We start from the raw sequence: 16,066 nt of genomic DNA, 5'->3' as shown, positions 1-16,066 counted from the left end.
CGTGCAGACAAAAAGGGGCGCCGCCAGGCGCCCCTTTGCGTTGGTCTCGACGGCCCGTTCAGCCGTAGTGTTTTTCCACTAGGTCCTTGTGCGGCACCTTTTTCATGGCCCATTCGCCGCTTTCCGGATCCATGCGCGAGTTGACGAAGCACTTCCAGTTGTCCTCGTCCAGTCCGGGGAAGTCGGCGCGGTAGTAGAAACCCGGGTAGCGCGATTCCTCGCGGAAGAGGATGTGGCGCAAATGGGCCTCGGCGGTGCGCAGGCGGTGGTAGTTTTCCCAGGCCCTGAGCAGCTCGTGCAAGTCATTGGCCCTGAGGTGCTGGCTGTCTTCCTTGAGCAGCTCCAGGTGATGCAGGCCGATCTCCAGCAGCTTGCCGTTGGTCTGGTAGTAGGGCCCGACGCCGGCGACGTATTCGTCCATATTTTTTTGCAGCCGCATCTGGAACATCTTGGGCGAGATGTAGTGCGGGTTGATGTCTTCCGACGTGGTCTTGTCCTTGTGCTCGAGGTAGGTGCGGACCGGTTTGTAGATTTCCTCGGTGATGGTCGCGATGTCATCCTTCAGCGCCGGGCTGAAGGCGCTTTGCTGGCCGGCGAAGCGGACCATGGCCTTGCCGGCGATGCGGCCTTCGGTGAACGAGCCCGAGGAGAATTTGTGACCCGAGGCGCCGACGCCGTCACCGGCGGTGAAGAGGCCGGTGACCGTGGTCATGCGGTTGTGGCCCCAGCTCCATTCGGCCGGTGCCTCGATGTCTTCGGGTCCCGAGACCCAGATGCCGCAGCAACCCGAGTGCGAACCCAGCAGGTAGGGTTCGGTCGGCATCAGCTCGGAGGGTGATTCCTCGGGCCGGATGTTCATGCCGGCCCAGACCCCGGCCTGGCCGATGCACATGTCGAGGAAATCCTCCCAGGCCTCTGCCTCCAGGTGCTTGACCTCCTTCGGTGTCATGGTCTCGGAGAGGTTGGCCATGGCCGTCGGCGTATCCATCAAAATGGGTCCGCGGCCCTCCTTCATCTCGTGCAGCATGGCGTGGTTGCGCAAGCATGTCGGCACCACGGCGGCTTTGTCGTAAGGCGCGAAATCCTCCAGCATGTGGGCGTTCTTCTGCATGTAGTTCTCGCCGTAGCCGTTTGTGGCCTGCGACTTGAAGAGCAGGAACCAGGCGCCCACCGGGCCGTAGCCGTCCTTGAAGCGGGCCGGCACGAAACGGTTTTCCATCATCGTCATCTCGGCGCCGACCTCGGCCGCCATGGCGTAGGTCGAGCCGGCGTTCCACACCGGATACCAGGTACGGCCCATGCCCTCGCCGATGGAGCGCGGCTTGAAGACGTTGACGGCGCCGCCGCAGACATTGAGCACGGCCTGGGCGCGGAAGACATAGAGCTTGTGCTCGCGCACCGAAAAGCCGACGGCGCCGGCGATGCGGTTATCTTCGTTTTCGTCGAGCAGCAGCTTGACGATGAAGACGCGCTCGTAGACGTTTTCGATGCCGACGGCCTTCTTGGCCGCCTCGGCGACGATGGGTTTGTAACTCTCGCCGTTGATCATGATCTGCCAGCGCCCCGAGCGTACCGGTTTGCCGCCATCGCCGAGCGCCACGCCCTCGGTCTCCTTGTCCTTCCAGATGGGCAGGCCCCATTCCTCGAAGAGATGAACCGAGTCGTCGACGTGGCGGCCAACATCGTAAACCAAGTCGTCGCGCGTCAGCCCCATGAGATCGGCCGAGACCATGCGGCAATAATCGTCTGGCGAGTTCTCGCCGAGATAGGTGTTGATGGCGGAAAGGCCCTGGGCCACGGCGCCCGAGCGGTCCATGGCGGCCTTGTCGACCAGCGTGATGCGGACGTCGTCACCAGCCCAGCGCTTGGCCTCGTAGGCCGCGCCGCAGGCCGCCATGCCGCCGCCGATGATGAGGATATCGGTCTCGATCTCGATGATTTCCGGGTTACCGAAGGTGCCCTCGATCATGGTGTCTCCTCCAACTGCGTGACGGTCTGGGCGCCGGGCGCCGCCGTCGGGTGTCTCGATGACTTGAGTGCGGGCCGCCGATCAGGCGATCGTGGGTAGATTGCGGCCGGCTTCGGTGAACAGGTTCTGGTTCTCCAGGTCGTCCGCCTCGGGCTTGCCGGCGTAGGGCTCGATGGAGCCCACCGGAGTGGTGCGGATGGGGAACTTGAAGCGCTTGAGCTCACCGTCGCGGAACTTGATGGTCCACATGATGGCGTCGTCGGTGCGCAGCGGGATGACGGCACCGCCCATGGGCACGACGTCGGCGTAGGCCCGCACCTCGATGGCCTGCTGGGGGCAGGCCTTGACGCAGCACTGGCATTCCCAGCACTGCTCGGGTTCTTGGTTGTAGGCCTTCATGCGCCCGGTATCGAGCACCATCAGGTCGTTGGGGCAGATGTGCATGCAGGCGGTGACCTCACCGCCCTTGCAGCCGTCACACTTGTCGGTGTGCACAAACGTCGGCATCAAATGTTCTCCCTGAAGTCGGCAACGCGAAAGCGCTCCAAGCGGCGCGCCCCGGACGACGGAATTCCACACAGGATATGCTTTGGAGCCCTGTGAAGTCTCCCTCTAGCGGACCGGACCGGCTGAGTCAACGCCGCCCAAGGCGGCCCTCGCCGGTCCCTGAAAAAAATGGTTACAACACGATCAACCCTCTCCCTACCCAGCCTGGCGGCCGGCTCTTTTCTTAATATTATGATTTTCTAATATACAGACCGTCGGCCGGCCCTGTCAAATCCTCAGACCGCGCCGCTCAGCGCTTTGGCGTCGGTTTGGCGCTGCCTTTGGCCGGGGCCTTCCCGCTCTCGACCTTGGTGTGCTTGGCGATGGCCACCTGCAGGCCCTTGCTGAGCTCGAGGCCGAGGCGTCCGCCGTCGCCCTCGATGCGATCGTTGATCACCACGCGCATGGAATCGATGTGCGCCTTGACGATTTCCAGGTGGCTGTCGGAATAGACCGCGCCGGGGCTGGTGAAGCCGTAAAGCGACTTGCCGAAAACCGAGATCAAGGGGTAGCCGAAGGTGCCGCCCTGACCCCTGAGCTCGTGCGCCATTTCGCTGATGCGCTTGAAGTGGGCACGCGCTCGGCCGGTTGCTGGCCCAGGGCGGCGCCGTGTTCGCTGGCCAGCTCGGCGATAAAGCCCTTGACCCAGTCAGGGTAGTCCTCGGCCACCTTCTGGACTTCGGCCATGGCTTTCTCCAAGAGCTCGGCCGTGATCTCGCCGCCGCCGCCGCCGGCCCCCATCATGCCGCCGCTGGCCTTTTCCTTGAGCTTGTTGCGCAGCCGGAAATAGCGGATGCGGGGCCGTTCCTTGGCGTCGTGCGAGGCGGCTGCGGGGCTCTTGTCGGTCGCCATGGGCGGATCCTAGGCGTTTTCGTAGTGGATTTCAGCGTCTTCCTCGCCGCGCAGGCGACGTTCGGAGCTTTCCATCTCGACCTCGCGCCGGCGCCGGTCGGGCCCGAAATAGTGTGGCGTCAGCACGAACTGGCGGGGCCGGGTAGCGGCAATATCTGAAAGAGCACGATCAGGGCGCAGATGACGCCCAGCGAGGTCAGCTCCAGCGCCAGGCGCTCCTGCATGTAGAGCACCAGCGCCAGCGCAATGATGCCGAAGGTGAGCCACATCTGCAGGCTGGGGTCGGCGGCCATGGTGCGCTCCTGAAAGGCGCCTCAGCGGTCCTGGGTGATGACGTTGAGCAGCGCCTGGCGGCCCTCTTCGCGCACCACCCGGACGGCGCGCTGCAAGGCCTCGGGCAGTGCCGCCGGGTCCTCGACCCTTTCGCCCCAGCCGCCACTGGCCTCGACCACGTGCTCGAAGGCCACCGTCGGCTCCAGCGTCGCCAGGGGCATGCGGTTCCGCTTCAGCGCCTCGCCGTCCGGGTACATGGCGCGGGTGGCGGCGCTCACCGCCCCCCAGCCCGAGTTGTTGGCAACTATGAACAGTACTGGCAGGTCGTGGGCCCGGCTGACGAAGTGGGCCGGCGTGGGGTTGCCGAACATGTAGGAGCCGTCGCCCACCGCGGCCACCACGAAGCGTTCGGGCGCCGCCAGTTTGGCCCCCAGCGCCGCCCCCAGGCCCCAACCCAGGCCGCCGGCCGGACTGGGGCCGAAGTAGCTGCCGGGCCGGCGCCGGGTGATGTGCGCCAGCGCCAGCGCCATCTCGTTGACCACGATGGCCTCGTCGTCGATGACCTGGTCGAGACAGTGGCTGAGCCAGACCGGGTGGATGGGTGTGGCGCCGGCCAGGCGCTCGCGGGTCTCGAGCCAGCCGGCTTCGAGCTCCTGGCGCGCCTGAGCCAGGCGCTGGCGGCGTTCCGCGACTGCCTCGCCGGCCCCCACCAGGCGGGCCGCCAAAGCCTCGCCCAGGGCCTCGAGCGCCGCCGCCGGCTGGGCCGTGATGGCGAGCTCGGCCGGGAAGCCGCGCAGCGGGTAGTCGGCGAACAGCGGATCGACGCCGAGCTGGATGACGCGGGCGCCTTGCGGTGGTCCCTGCAGGCTGGGGATCCAGGGCACGTCGCACTCCAGCACCAGCACGGCGTCGGCCTCGGCCAGCAAGGGGCCGGGCTCATAGCCCAGGTGCATGGGGTGGTCGCTGGGCAGGCAGAGCTGGCGCGGAAAAAACGACACCACCGGCAGCGCGAAGCGCTCGGCCAGGCGGGCCAGGTGCTCCACCGCGGCCGGGTCGCGGCCGGCGCTGGCGGTGACGATCAGGGGCCGCTGGGCCTCCGCCAGGATGGCCGCGGCGGCGTCGATGGCGCTCGCCGTGGCAGCCGGCGCTTGGGCGGCGGGCAATGTGGTGGCGGTGGTGGCGGTGGCGGCGGCAGGCGCTGCCAGCACTTCGCGTGGCAACGACAAATAGACCGGGCCCCGGGGCTCGCTGGTGGCGATGGCGAAGGCGCGGTCGAGCACGGTCTCGAGCTGTTCCGGCCGGCCCAGCTCATAGTCCCACTTGACCGCCTCGCGCAACATGCCGGCCTGGTCGTACATCTCCTGGGCCCAGTGGATATAGCGGCTGCGCGCGCCCTCAGCGCCTGCCTCCAAAAGCGGCGTGCGCCCGGCCGCCAGCAGCAGCGGCAGGCGCTCGCGGCTGGCGTTGAGGAGACCGCAGATGGCGTTGGCGGTGCCCACGCCGACATGCACCATGACCGCCTGGGCCCTGCCCGAGACCATGGTGTGGCCCAGCGCCATGGCCACGGCGAGGTTTTCGTGCGGTACGGCGATGGCCTTGGGAGCCGCTGCGTTCGTCGTTTCGGCCCGGGCGATGGCCTCGATCAGCGAGGGGAAATCGGTACCGGCGTTGGCAAAGAGGTAATCGACATGGTCGGCCAAGCGGGCCAACAGGCGGTCGCCGACGGTCTCGTAGGCCATGTTGCGCGCCGCCTCAGTCGCCCTCGAGCTTGAGCAGCTTGACGGCGTTGCCGCGATAGATCTGCTCGAGCTCGGCCGGGCTCAAGCCGAGGCCGTCGAGGACGGCGATGGTCTCGCGGATATAGCCCGGCCCCTTTTCCGGATCGAAGGGCGAATCGGAAGCGAACAGCACCTTGTCCGCACCGAAGAAATCGAGACCGCAGCGCGTTGCCGAGGCCGAGCCAAAGACCGCCGAATCGGCATAGAACATCTTGAAATAGTCCAGCGGCCGCTTTTCCAGTTGGTCGAGCAGCGCGCCATAGTCCTGGTCCGAGGTGCGGCTGCCGAGCTGGTCCCAGCCCGGTCCCACACGGCCCTCGAAATAGGGCACCATGGCACCCAGGTGGTGGGTGATGATCTTGAGGCCGGGGTGCTTGTCGAAGAGTCCGGCGAAGACCAGCCGCGCCATCGCCACCGAGGTCTCGTAGGGCCAGCCGAAGGTCCACCAGATCTCGTAGAGGGATTTCTCCTCGCCCAGGTAATCGGGATGCTTGGCGCCCCGGGCCGGATGCAGCCAAATCGGCAGGTCGTGCGCGGCCATGAGGTCGTAGAGCGGCATGAAGTCGGGCTCGTCCATGGGCCGGCCGGCGGCGTTGGAGAAGATCTGCGTGCCCCGGGCACCCAGTTCGCTGAGCGCCCGTTCGGCCTCGGCCAGGCTGGCCTCGGGGTTGTTGAGCGGCAGCGAAGCGACGAAGCCGGGGAAGCGATCAGGGTATTTCCGGCAGAGTTCGGCCATGCCGTCGTTGGCCAGCCGGGCGAGCTCGGGCGAGGTCTCGGCGTCGGCCAAGACCTCGATAGGCGGCGAGGCCAGCGAGAGTATCTGTTGATATTCGCCGAACAGGTCCATACAGCGGAAGCGGATGTCGAGGTCGGTGAGGATGGGAATGTTGCGCACCCGCTTGCCCATGTCGGTGTGAGCGGGTGCCACCTTCATCATGGCGTCGAAATAGATTTGCGGAAAGATGTGGTTGTAGATGTCGATTTTCACGTCTTTGTCTCCGCTGCTTTCAGGCGAACTCCATGACATCGCTGCCTGGCGCCGCGCCATCAACACCTCGTAGCCGATCAGCGCCAGACCACCGGCCACCCCGATGATATCGGTCAGGCCGGCTCCGGCAAAGGTCCGACGCAACGGCGGCCTCAGGGCGCGCGGGAAGTAACCGGCAATGGCGATCGAGAGCAGTCACACCCCGTCCACCGCGTTGATCACAGCCGGCCTGATCTCGTCGGCCCCGCCGCTCGGCAGCAGCGGCAAACAGTTCGGCGCTACCGCGGTTTGCGGCCCAGGAACGAGTAGCCAAAAACCTCGAACTGCCGCGCCTTGGCTTCACCGCCGGCGCCACCGAAGGTGTCGTTGGGTGGGCCGATGGCGACGTCCGTGAAGCCTGAATCTTCGAGCATCTTCTGCCAGCCTGCACACGGCAGGCCACCGGCAATTCAGGCCGTCCATAAGTCGATGTCGCGCACCGCCGAGGCCGGTACCGGCTGGCCGTTGGCGATGTCGGCGAACTGCAGCCGGCCGCCCGGCTTGAGCACGCGCGCGATTTCGCTGAACACCCGCTGCTTGTCGGCGCAGAGGTTGATCACGCCGTTCGAGACGACGGCGTCGGCCCAGCCATCCTCGATAGGCAGTTCTTCGGCCAGGCCGTCGCGGAATTCGACCTGGCGGCAATTCATTTGCTGCGCCGTGGCGCGGGATTTGAGCAGCATTTCCTCGGTCATGTCGACGCCCACGACCTGGCCTTCGGCACCGACCTGGGCGGCCGCGATGAAACTGTCGAAGCCGGCGCCCGAGCCCACGTCGACCACGCGTTCGCCCGCTTGCAGCGCTTGCAAGGCAAACGGGCTGGCGACGCCGGCAAAGGATTCGACGGCCGCATCGGGCAAGGCATCGACCAGCGCCTGGTCGTAGCCCAGCCGCTTGGCCAGCGGCCGTCCGGTATGGAAATGAAATTCGCGCTCGGGCTCCAGCGCCACCTCGCGGTATTTTTCCCGGACCTGTTCGCGCAGCGCCTCCGCGTCGACGATGACGTCGTCCGCGATCAACTCGTCGGTCATCTCAAATCCCCCCGATCCGCCGAAGTGTCTATTATTGTAGCTTCATTTCGCCCAGGGCGGATAGAGACAGGGGCGCGATCATCGACGTTATTTCTTTCTATGACGAGCACCCCATCAACGAGGGCTCGGTGCTGGCCGGACTGGAACGCGAGGGCAAGGACCTGGCGGCGCTGCAGCCCGCCGACCTCTACCCCTTTGATCAGGACCACTACGGCCACCTCGATGCCGTGCGCACCATCGCAGCCCGGCTCGAGCTCGCGCCCGGGCACCAAGTGCTCGACGTCTGCGCCGGCCTCGGCGGGCCGGCCCGCTTTCTGGCCGCCAGCTTTGGCGTCAAGGTGCAGGGCCTCGACCTCAACGCCGGCCGCGTCGCCGGGGCGGAAAAACTGACGCACCTGGTTGGGCTGGACGCTCGGTGCAGGTTCGCCGAGGGCGATGCCACGAACATGCCGTTTGCCGGGCAGAGCTTCGATGCGGCGCTCTCGCAAGAAGCCTTTCTCCACATCGCCGACAAGCCGGCGCTGTTCACTGAGTTGCGCCGCGTGCTCAGGCCGGGCGGCCGGCTCTGCTTCACGGACTGGCTGGCCGGCCCCGGCCTCTCGCCGGCCGACCGCCAGCGGCTGCAAAGCGGCATCATGGCCCAGGCCATCCACGAGCCCGAGGAGTACCGCGATCTGATAGCTGCCGCCGGCTTCCAGGCCATCATCCACGAGGACCTCTCGGCCTGGTGGCACGATCTGCTCATCCAGCGTCTGGAAATGTTCCGCGGCATGGAAGCTGGCACCGTGGCCAGCTTCGGCCAACAGCGCCACGAGACCTACATCACGGCTTACGAGTTCTTCGTCGGTCGCATCACCGAAGGCCGCCTCGGCGGCGGTCGCTTCACGGCTACTGCCTAGCCCTGCAGCAGCACCAGGATGCCGGCCACGACGAGCAGGATTCCGGCGATCTCGACCGGTGTGGCGCGTTCGCGGAAGAAGAAATACGAAATGGCGAAAGTGAAGACCAGCTCGACCTGGCCCACGGCCCGAACGTAGGCCGCGTTCTGCAGCGTGAAGGCGGTGAACCAACACGCCGAGGCGGCGGTGCCGAAGATGCCGGCCCAGACCGAGACCCGCCAGGAGCGGAAGACGAGGCTGATCTGGCCGGGCTCGCGCCAGCGCAAGTAGACCGTCATGGCGATGGTTTGCATCACCGTCACCACGGCCAGGGTCAGTCCGGCCCGCAGCGCCACGCCGCCGCTTTCCAACGACAAAGCCGCCGCCCGGTAGGAGACCACGGAAACCGCGAAAGCCGCCCCAGAGGCCATGCCCAAGAGCGCCGGCCGCCCGCTCAAGCCCCGGGCAAGGCCGCCCAGGCCGGCCTTGCCACGGGCCATCGAGATGGCCATCACGCCGGCCAGGCTGACCAGGATTCCAGCCAGCGCCCAGGCGCTCAACGGGTCGGACAAAATGACGATGCCGAAGACCGCCGCCTGCACCGTCTCGGTCTTGGAAAAGGTCGTGCCGACGGCGAAGTTGCGCAGCGAAAAGAGCGACACCAGGAGCGCCGTGGCGACGATCTGGGCGCCGCCGCCAACCATGGCGTAGAGCACGAACGAGGTATTGGCCGGGGGCAGCGCCTGGCCCGTCAAGTTGGCCACCGCCAGGGCGTAGAGAGCGGCCAGGGGAAAGGCATAGTAGAAGCGCACGGAGGTGGCGCCGGCGGTACTGAGACGCGCCGTCAGGTGTTTCTGCACCGCCATGCGCAGATTCTGGAAAAAGGCGGCGGCAATGGTGATGGCGATCCAGGCGTCCATCAGCGCTTGCCGTTCTGCGTCAAGGGCAGGGCCGGAGGAACGGCCGCGCTTCAGGCCAGGGCGTCGGCAGCGCCCGATTCAGCCCCGGCCGCCGGGCTCGCCGGGTCGAGCATCTGGCGCCCCTTGGCGGTCAACTTGCAGACCAGCCAGTCGGGCTTGAGCGGGTTGTTGAACCAAGGTTCGGCCCAGCCGGCGCGAACGCAGGCGCGTATGGTCTTGGGGTTGATAGCCTGGCCCCATTCGTCAAACAGAGGCAGCTTGCCGCCGGCCTGCGAGAGACCGCGACTGAGGTATTGGCGCTGTGCCGTGGTCGGCATGACTAGGCGGCTCCCGAGGTCATCTTGCGCAGGCGCTTGGAAAACAGCTTGAGCAATGCCCGCGTGAAGGGATCGGCCTTGGCGATGCGTTGTTCGAAATCCTGCTTCGAGATCAGTACTACCGTCGCCGCCCCCTTGGCTACGGCGGCGGCCGAGCGCGGCTCATCGTCGACCAGCGCCATCTCGCCGAAGATATCGCCGGGGCCCAAGGTGTCGACCACCGTCTCGTTGGCCACGATGTCGATGTTGCCGGCCTGAATCAGGTAGGCGCAACGCGGCGCCTCGCCCTGCTTGAAGACGGATTCGCCGGGCTGAAAGGTCTGACGCTCGAATACTTGCCGTGACACCTGACCGCGCTCCCTTGACGAAAGGCGAGCTATTATAGGGCCTTGCCGCGACGGTTCAACGCAGTTGCAAGGGGCCAAGCGGCCTTCAGCCCAGGGTTTCCCCTATGAAGCGGGTCATGGCAGCCAGCACTTCCCGGGGCTTCTCCTGGTGCGGTGCGTGGCCGCAATCGGTCCACAGGTTGAGCTCGACGCCGTCGCCCAAGGCGCGGCCGATGGCCGCCAACTGCCCGGGCGTGCCGTAGTCGTCGCCTTCGCCCTGGATGACCTGCAGCGGCACCTCGATGCGGCCGACATAGTCCATGATGTTGAATTGGGCGAAATCGTTCTGCAGCCAAACCAGGCTCCAGCCGTAGAAGGCGCAATCGACGTTGTCGCCATGGTGGCGCGCCAGGCGCTGGCGCAGGTCGCCGTTCTCGAAGGCCCGGTGGGCCTGCTTGATGCCCTGCACCGAGATCTCCTCGACCATGACATGCGGTGCCTCGACCATCACCCCTTTGAGGCCATCACGGCCGTAGCCGGCGGGATTGCCGGCATAAATGAGGGCGATGGAGGCGCCGTCGGAATGACCCACCAGCAGGAAATCGCCCAGCCCCGCCAGCTCGACCAGGCGCGGCAGCACCTCGAGACCCTCGACGTGCATGAAGTCGGGCTGGCGCAGCAGTTCGCAAGGATCGGAGGTGCCGTAGCCGCGGCGGCTGTAGACCAGGGCACCGAGACCGGTGGCGGCTGCCAGTTCGGCCGGGAAGTCGCGCCACATAGAGACGCAGCCCAGGCCTTCGTGCAAAAAGACGATGGTCGGTGCCTGGTCCGGCCGGGGGCCGTGCCAGGCGTACTCCAGCCGCACGCCGTCGACGTCGTAATGCGGCATGGCGCTAATACCTAGTTGCCACGCAGCTTGAAGCGCTGGATCTTGCCGGTCGCGGTCTTGGGCAATTCGTCGGCGAACTCGACCCAGCGCGGGTACTTGTAGGGCGCCAGGCGGTCCTTGACGAAGGCCTTGATCTCGTCGGCCAGCTCGGGCGAGCCGTTGCTGCCCTCGGTCGGCACGACGAAGGCCTTGGGCTTGATCAGGTCGTCTGCGTCGGGTTGGCCGACCACCGCCGCTTCCAGCACCTGGTCGTGGGCCATCAGGGCGGATTCGACCTCGAAGGGCGAGACCCAGATGCCGCCCACCTTGAGCATGTCGTCGGAACGCCCGCCATAGACGTAATAGCCCGCCTCGTCCTGCAGGTATTTGTCGCCGGTGCGGGTCCAGGGGCCCTGGAAGGTGGCCAGGCTCTTGGCCCGGTTGTTGAAGTAGGCCGTGGCGCTGGAGGGGCCGCGCACCAAGAGCTCGCCGAGTTCGCCGGCCGCCACCGGCTGGTCGTCTTCGTCGACGATCCTGAGCTCGTAGCCCGGCACCGCCTTGCCGGTGGTGCCGTAGCTGAAATCATCGGGCGCGTTGGAAAGAAAGATATGCAGCATCTCGGTCGAGCCGATGCCATCGAGAATATCGATGCCGAAGCGCTCGACCCAACGCTTGGCGATGTCCTCGGGCAACGCTTCGCCGGCCGAGACGCAGCGGCGCAGGCGTTGGGAGCTTGCCCCCTTGTCCAGCCCCTGGTCGGCCAGGATGGCGCCATAGAGCGTCGGCACGCCGTAGAAGATGGTGGGGTCGTGGCGCTTGAGCCGCGCCATCACCGATTCAGGGGTCGGCCGCTCGGCCATCAGCACCGCCGTGGCGCCGACGTGGAAGGGGAAGGTCAGGGCGTTGCCCAGGCCATAGGCGAAAAAAAGCTTGGCGGCCGAAAAGACCACGTCGTCCTCGACGATGCCGAGCACGGCCGAGCCATAGAGTGCGGCCGTCTGGACGGCATCGCTCTGCAGGTGCACGGCACCCTTGGGGGCGCCGGTGGAACCCGAGGAATAGAGCCAGAAACCGACGTCGTCGGCCGTCGTGGCCGCGGGCTCGAGGGCGCTCTCGGCGGCGGCCAGCAAGGCGGCCAGTCTGCTGTGGCCATGTTCGACTCCATCACCCGAGACCAGCACGTGTTCGAGCTGGGCCTGGTCGGCGATCAGGGGTGTGAATTTCTCCAGCAAGACGTCGCTGACCACCAGCACGCCGGCCCGGCTGTCGCCCAGCATGTAGGCGTAGTCGGCGCTGGTGAGCAGCGTATTCACCGGTACCGGCACGGCGCCGATCTTGATGGCGCCGAAGAAACAGGCCACGAAGTCGATGGAATCGAGCAGGCAAAGAAAGACCCGCTGCTCCATGCCCACCCCCAGGGCGCGCAGCATGTTGCCGGCCCGGTTCACCCGCTCCGCCACCTCGGCATAGCTGTACTGGCCGCCATCGTCGATGATGGCGAGCTTGTCGCCGCGGCCCTCGGTGAGGTGGCGGTCGACGAAATCGTGGGCCGCGTTGTAATGGCGCGGCAGGCTGACCGCGGGCGGCCTCTGCGTCAGGTCGACGAGGGCAAATTCCGTGGCGAATTCGGGCATGCTGGCTCTCCCGGCTCTCGATCGGCGCTGGGCGCCCCTGGAAGCGCCGTGGACTCTATTGTTCCGGGGCGGAAATACAAGAGGGGCACCTTGGTGCGACATAGTGCCGTTCTGGAAATTCGCGAAAAACAGTGGCACTATAATGCATGGAAAGCTCACGAGACGCCCGCGACGATGGCGAATTCCTGCGCACGTTGGGCGAGCGGGTGCGCACGGGGCGCGCCCGGCGGGGCATGACGCGGCGCCAGTTGGCCGGGGATTCGGGGGTCTCGGAGCGCTATCTGGCACAGCTCGAGGGCGGCCAGGGCAACATTTCCATCGGGCGGTTGCGCCAGGTGGCGGGCGCGCTGGGCCTGAAGCTCGGGGATCTCTTGCGCGAGGGGCCGGAGGCGGCGCCGGAGCTGGCACTGATGCAGGAGCGGCTGGCCCGCCTCGACGGCGCCGCCCTGGCACGGGTCGACACCTTGCTGGCCGAGATCCTGGCCCAGGACCTGGGCGACGAGCGCCAGGGCCGCATTGCCTTGATCGGCCTGCGCGGTGCCGGCAAGAGCACCCTGGGTCGGGGCCTGGCCGAGCGCCTGGCCGTACCCTTCATCGAACTGGTGGCCGAGACCGAGGCTGAGGCCGGCATGAGCGCCGAGGAGATCTTCGCGCTTTCCGGCCAGACCGCCTACCGGCGCCACGAACGCCGGGCCCTGGAGGGTGTCATCGCGCGCCACGAACTGGCGGTGATCGCCAGCGGCGGCGGCCTGGTTTCCGAGGCCGCCACCTTCGAGCGCCTGCTGGCCGCTTGCACCACCATCTGGCTCAAGGCCCGGCCCGAGGATCACATGAGCCGCGTCGTGGCCCAGGGCGACCAGCGGCCGATGGCCGGCAACGCCGAGGCCATGGAGGATTTGCGCCGCATCCTGGCCGGACGCGAAGCGCTTTACCGGAAGGCCGGCGCCGTGGTCGAGACCTCGGGCCGCAATGCCGCGGAATGCCTCGACGAGCTCGAGGCCCTGGCCCGGGCGGCTTTGGCAGAAACGGCTTAGCGCGGATTCAAGCCGGGCGGGTTTCCACGGGCAGGCCGTCGCGGCGCCATTCGGGCAAGCCTTGTTCGAGGCGGCGGGCCTCGAAGCCCTGGCGTCTGAGGGTTGCCACCGCCTCGAAAGCCAGCACGCAATAGGGGCCGCGGCAATAAGCCACCACCTGGCGCCGGCGCGGCAGCTCGGCCAGGCGGCTTTCCAGCTCACGTAGCGGAATGTTGACGGCGCCGGGCAGGTGGCCGGCGGCGAACTCTTCCGCCGGCCGCACGTCGAGCACCGTGACCTGGCCCTGGCGGCTGCGTGCCAGCAGCTCCCGCGATGAGACCGGCTCGAGCTCGTCCTTGTCGTGCAGGAAACGCTCGACCAGGCGATCGACCTCGGCCAGGTTCTGCTCGGCCAAGGCGCGCAGGTTGCCCAAGAGCGAGATCACGGCCTCGTCACGCAGGCGGTAATAAACGTAAGCGCCGCGTTTCCGGGTCAAAACCAAGCCGGCGCGGCGCAGCTTGAGCAGGTGCTGCGAGGCATTGGCGATGCTCAGCCCGGCGACCTTGGCCAGAGCCTCGACCGAACGCTCGCCCTGAGCCACCAGTTCCAAAAGCTCGAGCCGGTTGCCATGCGCCAGGGCCTTGGCGAGCACGGCGAACTCGGCAAACAGCGCCTTCTTGACGTTGATCTCCTCGGCCATCGTCGCCGCTCCCATTCTTTGCGGCTCAGGTCGGCCGGCCCAAATCGGCGCCGCCCCAAACGCACCAGCTTGACAATCGAACTCGTGAAATCCTATTATGCATTCAATTGAATGCTTGAATCAAGTCAAAAGAGAAAGTGCGTGGCAGCCAAGATGAAAGCGGTGCCGGACGGTTTTGCCATCACGGGCCGGATCCCCGGGGACAAATGGTGCGCCGGTGGCGGGGCAAGGACGGCTGTAGGACCTGTGGGGCCATGAGCGCAAACCTCTTGCAGCAGGAGAGCAGCTTGCGGCTGGGCGTCTTCTTCGGGCTGCTGGCAGCCATGATGCCGTGGGAAGTGGCGGCGCCGCGGCGCTGGCGCTGGCCGGCCAATCTGGGCATCGTGATGCTCGACATCGTGCTGTTGCGCCTGATCTTCCCGGGCGCCGCGTTGGGCGGCGCCTGGCTGGCGGCCTCGATCGCTGACTGCGGCTGTTGGCGGTCGCCCCCGACATGCACCGCGTGCACCATTCCACCGTGGCGGCCGAAAGCGACAGCAATTTCGGCTTCAACCTGCCCTGGTGGGACCGCCTGCTACGCAGCTACCGGGCCCAACCGGCGGCCGGCCACGAGGCCATGAGCATCGGCCTCGAGGACTTCCGCGAAGCTGCCGAACTGCGCCTCGACCGCATGCTGTCGCAGCCCTTCCGCCAGGCCGGCGGCCGCGCGGCGACACAGGAGAGAGCGCTGTGAGCGCCGCCACGAACAGGGCCACCGGCGCCCCGGGCGGGCGCCTGGCCGGCGTCTACCGGGCCAAGGCGCTGCCGGTCGGGCAGCAGCGTTCGCTGGCCGGGCGCTACGCTTGGCCGCTGCGGCTTGTGGCCCTGGCGGCCTTCGCCTGGGCCTTCCTGGGCTGGTTCAACGAAACCTGGCTGTTTATCGGCGACAACCCGATCTGGCTCAACCGCTACAGCGAATACGCCATCATCCTGGGCTTCGGCATCTGGCGCATCAGGGCCGAGCAGAACCCTTACACGCGCAAGCGCCTGATCGTCCTGGTGTCGGTGATCAGCGTCTTTTGGTGGCTGATCCCATGGCTCTTTCCCTTCTTCGAGCCCTATCTCGGCTACCCCGGGGCGCAGCCCGCCTTTCCCGATCTGCACCGGCCGGGAACGCTGACGTTTTTCCTGGTGCTGGCGGCGGTGCTGCTCTTTGGCCGCCGTGTTATCTGCGGCTGGGGATGTCCCTGCGTCGCCATCCGCGAGACCGTGGGATTCGTCTTCCGCCACAAAACCCCGCGCGGGCCCTGGGCCTGGCGCCTGCGGCACATCAAATGGTTCTTCTTCGCACTCTACCTGGCCGCCGGGGCGCTTTTGCTGTTCCCGCCCAACGCCTGGTCGGCCGGCTACCTGGGCATCTTCGGCATGCTCGTGGTGCTGCCCTACTTCGCCTCCATGCTGTTGTCGCCGCTGACCGGCAACCGCGCCTATTGCCGCTATCTCTGTCCCTATGGCGCCACCTTCGGCATCTTGAACCGGGTCGGCTTCTACCGCCTCGATTTCGACGGCCAAAGCTGCAACGACTGCGGCGTCTGCGACCAGGTCTGCGACATGGGCATCCCGGTGCTCGGGCTGGGGCGTGAGAAAGGCCGCATCGACGTTGCCGACTGCATGGGTTGCGGCCGCTGCGTCAGCGAATGCGCGCCCGGCAGCCTGGCTTTCCACGACGTGCGCAGCGTGCTCAGCCCGGCCGTGGTGCGCAATCGCGGCCGGCTGCGCGCCTGGGCTTCGGGCCGGCTGCCGACAGCGCGACCCCAGGCCTGGGTTTTTGCCGCGGTGCTGATGCTTTCCTTGACAGCCTCGTGGTGGTTCTCGGCGGCGGTGGGCAGCGCCGACGAACTTCCCACCCTATTGTCATCGGCCAGCTTTTGCTTCACCCACTGACAGTCCTCGCC

Annotated in this window: 18 protein-coding genes and 1 pseudogene; 4 read left to right on the top strand and 15 right to left on the bottom strand. The window is 66.8% G+C overall.

Going from position 1 to position 16,066, the window contains the following annotated elements:
- Positions 1-58 precede the first annotated feature (58 nt).
- The 9 genes from aprA to QGG75_09005 form a co-directional block, all read right to left on the bottom strand.
- A complete protein-coding gene (gene aprA / locus QGG75_09045) occupies positions 59-1,969 on the bottom strand; it encodes an adenylyl-sulfate reductase subunit alpha (protein MDP6067383.1) in 1,911 nt (636 codons plus the stop codon).
- An 81-nt stretch (positions 1,970-2,050) separates the two neighbouring features.
- On the bottom strand, positions 2,051-2,476 hold the full coding sequence (gene aprB, locus QGG75_09040) for an adenylyl-sulfate reductase subunit beta (GenBank protein MDP6067382.1): 426 nt from the start codon (positions 2,474-2,476) through the stop codon (positions 2,051-2,053).
- Between the two features lie 289 nt (positions 2,477-2,765).
- Positions 2,766-3,020, bottom strand: a complete 255-nt coding sequence (locus QGG75_09035) for a hypothetical protein (protein ID MDP6067381.1) — start codon at positions 3,018-3,020, stop codon at positions 2,766-2,768.
- A complete protein-coding gene (locus QGG75_09030) occupies positions 3,017-3,367 on the bottom strand; it encodes a hypothetical protein (protein ID MDP6067380.1) in 351 nt (116 codons plus the stop codon). The genes QGG75_09035 and QGG75_09030 overlap by 4 nt, the downstream gene beginning before the upstream one ends.
- 119 nt (positions 3,368-3,486) lie before the next feature.
- Entirely contained in the window at positions 3,487-3,660 is a 174-nt protein-coding gene (locus QGG75_09025) for a hypothetical protein (GenBank protein ID MDP6067379.1), read from the bottom strand.
- A gap of 21 nt (positions 3,661-3,681) precedes the next feature.
- On the bottom strand, positions 3,682-5,379 hold the full coding sequence (locus QGG75_09020) for a thiamine pyrophosphate-requiring protein (protein ID MDP6067378.1): 1,698 nt from the start codon (positions 5,377-5,379) through the stop codon (positions 3,682-3,684).
- A 13-nt stretch (positions 5,380-5,392) separates the two neighbouring features.
- Entirely contained in the window at positions 5,393-6,445 is a 1,053-nt protein-coding gene (locus tag QGG75_09015) for an amidohydrolase family protein (GenBank protein ID MDP6067377.1), read from the bottom strand.
- A 239-nt stretch (positions 6,446-6,684) separates the two neighbouring features.
- Positions 6,685-6,819 (bottom strand): hypothetical protein, encoded by a 135-nt coding sequence (locus tag QGG75_09010; GenBank protein ID MDP6067376.1) that lies wholly within the window; start codon positions 6,817-6,819, stop codon positions 6,685-6,687.
- A 36-nt stretch (positions 6,820-6,855) separates the two neighbouring features.
- Positions 6,856-7,476 carry a methyltransferase domain-containing protein gene (locus QGG75_09005; GenBank protein MDP6067375.1) on the bottom strand — a complete coding sequence of 207 codons (621 nt, stop codon included), beginning with the start codon at positions 7,474-7,476 and terminating at the stop codon, positions 6,856-6,858.
- Between the two features lie 128 nt (positions 7,477-7,604).
- Here QGG75_09005 and QGG75_09000 point away from each other — a divergent pair, with 128 nt between their 5' ends.
- The gene (locus QGG75_09000) at positions 7,605-8,375 is read left to right on the top strand and encodes a methyltransferase domain-containing protein (protein ID MDP6067374.1); all 771 of its coding nucleotides are present in this window, start codon (positions 7,605-7,607) and stop codon (positions 8,373-8,375) included.
- Here QGG75_09000 and QGG75_08995 read toward each other — a convergent pair.
- The 5 genes from QGG75_08995 to QGG75_08975 form a co-directional block, all read right to left on the bottom strand.
- Complete coding sequence (locus QGG75_08995) at positions 8,372-9,274, bottom strand: EamA family transporter (protein ID MDP6067373.1); 903 nt, start codon at positions 9,272-9,274, stop codon at positions 8,372-8,374. The two genes, QGG75_09000 and QGG75_08995, sit on opposite strands and share 4 nt — an antisense overlap.
- Positions 9,275-9,324: 50 nt before the next feature.
- A complete protein-coding gene (locus QGG75_08990; GenBank protein ID MDP6067372.1) occupies positions 9,325-9,591 on the bottom strand; it encodes a hypothetical protein in 267 nt (88 codons plus the stop codon).
- Positions 9,592-9,593: 2 nt separating this feature from the next.
- A complete protein-coding gene (locus QGG75_08985) occupies positions 9,594-9,938 on the bottom strand; it encodes a Crp/Fnr family transcriptional regulator (GenBank protein ID MDP6067371.1) in 345 nt (114 codons plus the stop codon).
- Between the two features lie 85 nt (positions 9,939-10,023).
- Entirely contained in the window at positions 10,024-10,806 is a 783-nt protein-coding gene (locus QGG75_08980; GenBank protein MDP6067370.1) for an alpha/beta hydrolase, read from the bottom strand.
- Between the two features lie 11 nt (positions 10,807-10,817).
- Positions 10,818-12,419, bottom strand: a complete 1,602-nt coding sequence (locus tag QGG75_08975) for a benzoate-CoA ligase family protein (protein MDP6067369.1) — start codon at positions 12,417-12,419, stop codon at positions 10,818-10,820.
- Between the two features lie 146 nt (positions 12,420-12,565).
- Between QGG75_08975 and QGG75_08970 the strand changes: the two genes are divergently transcribed.
- Entirely contained in the window at positions 12,566-13,453 is an 888-nt protein-coding gene (locus QGG75_08970) for a helix-turn-helix transcriptional regulator (protein MDP6067368.1), read from the top strand.
- Between the two features lie 7 nt (positions 13,454-13,460).
- On the opposite strand, the gene QGG75_08965 is transcribed toward QGG75_08970, so the two are convergent.
- Positions 13,461-14,132 (bottom strand): metalloregulator ArsR/SmtB family transcription factor, encoded by a 672-nt coding sequence (locus tag QGG75_08965; GenBank protein MDP6067367.1) that lies wholly within the window; start codon positions 14,130-14,132, stop codon positions 13,461-13,463.
- A 254-nt stretch (positions 14,133-14,386) separates the two neighbouring features.
- Here QGG75_08965 and QGG75_08960 point away from each other — a divergent pair.
- Both QGG75_08960 and QGG75_08955 read left to right on the top strand, forming a co-directional pair.
- Positions 14,387-14,865 (top strand): annotated as a pseudogene (locus QGG75_08960) (hypothetical protein).
- Positions 14,862-16,055: a 4Fe-4S binding protein gene (locus QGG75_08955; protein MDP6067366.1), complete on the top strand. Its 1,194-nt coding sequence runs from the start codon at positions 14,862-14,864 to the stop codon at positions 16,053-16,055. Before QGG75_08960 ends, QGG75_08955 begins: the two are co-directional and overlap by 4 nt.
- The last annotated feature ends 11 nt before the right edge of the window (positions 16,056-16,066 follow it).

The organism is Alphaproteobacteria bacterium, assembly GCA_030740435.1.
In the GTDB taxonomy this organism is placed as follows: Bacteria; Pseudomonadota; Alphaproteobacteria; order UBA2966; family UBA2966.
Note: the sequence above shows the minus strand (reverse complement) of the source record. Positions and strands in the feature narration are given on the sequence as shown.

Bases quoted from the DNA above. Each gene is read 5' to 3' on its own strand.
- aprA (MDP6067383.1), bottom strand. From the start codon at position 1,969: ATGATCGAGGGCACCTTCGGTAACCCGGAAATCATCGAGATCGAGACC.
- aprB (MDP6067382.1), bottom strand. From the start codon at position 2,476: ATGCCGACGTTTGTGCACACCGACAAGTGTGACGGCTGCAAGGGCGGT.
- QGG75_09030 (MDP6067380.1), bottom strand. From the start codon at position 3,367: ATGGCGACCGACAAGAGCCCCGCAGCCGCCTCGCACGACGCCAAGGAA.
- QGG75_09025 (MDP6067379.1), bottom strand. From the start codon at position 3,660: ATGGCCGCCGACCCCAGCCTGCAGATGTGGCTCACCTTCGGCATCATT.
- QGG75_09020 (MDP6067378.1), bottom strand. From the start codon at position 5,379: ATGGCCTACGAGACCGTCGGCGACCGCCTGTTGGCCCGCTTGGCCGAC.
- QGG75_09015 (MDP6067377.1), bottom strand. From the start codon at position 6,445: ATGTCATGGAGTTCGCCTGAAAGCAGCGGAGACAAAGACGTGAAAATC.
- QGG75_09010 (MDP6067376.1), bottom strand. From the start codon at position 6,819: ATGCTCGAAGATTCAGGCTTCACGGACGTCGCCATCGGCCCACCCAAC.
- QGG75_09005 (MDP6067375.1), bottom strand. From the start codon at position 7,476: ATGACCGACGAGTTGATCGCGGACGACGTCATCGTCGACGCGGAGGCG.
- QGG75_08995 (MDP6067373.1), bottom strand. From the start codon at position 9,274: ATGGACGCCTGGATCGCCATCACCATTGCCGCCGCCTTTTTCCAGAAT.
- QGG75_08990 (MDP6067372.1), bottom strand. From the start codon at position 9,591: ATGCCGACCACGGCACAGCGCCAATACCTCAGTCGCGGTCTCTCGCAG.
- QGG75_08980 (MDP6067370.1), bottom strand. From the start codon at position 10,806: ATGCCGCATTACGACGTCGACGGCGTGCGGCTGGAGTACGCCTGGCAC.
- QGG75_08975 (MDP6067369.1), bottom strand. From the start codon at position 12,419: ATGCCCGAATTCGCCACGGAATTTGCCCTCGTCGACCTGACGCAGAGG.
- QGG75_08970 (MDP6067368.1), top strand. From the start codon at position 12,566: ATGGAAAGCTCACGAGACGCCCGCGACGATGGCGAATTCCTGCGCACG.
- QGG75_08965 (MDP6067367.1), bottom strand. From the start codon at position 14,132: ATGGCCGAGGAGATCAACGTCAAGAAGGCGCTGTTTGCCGAGTTCGCC.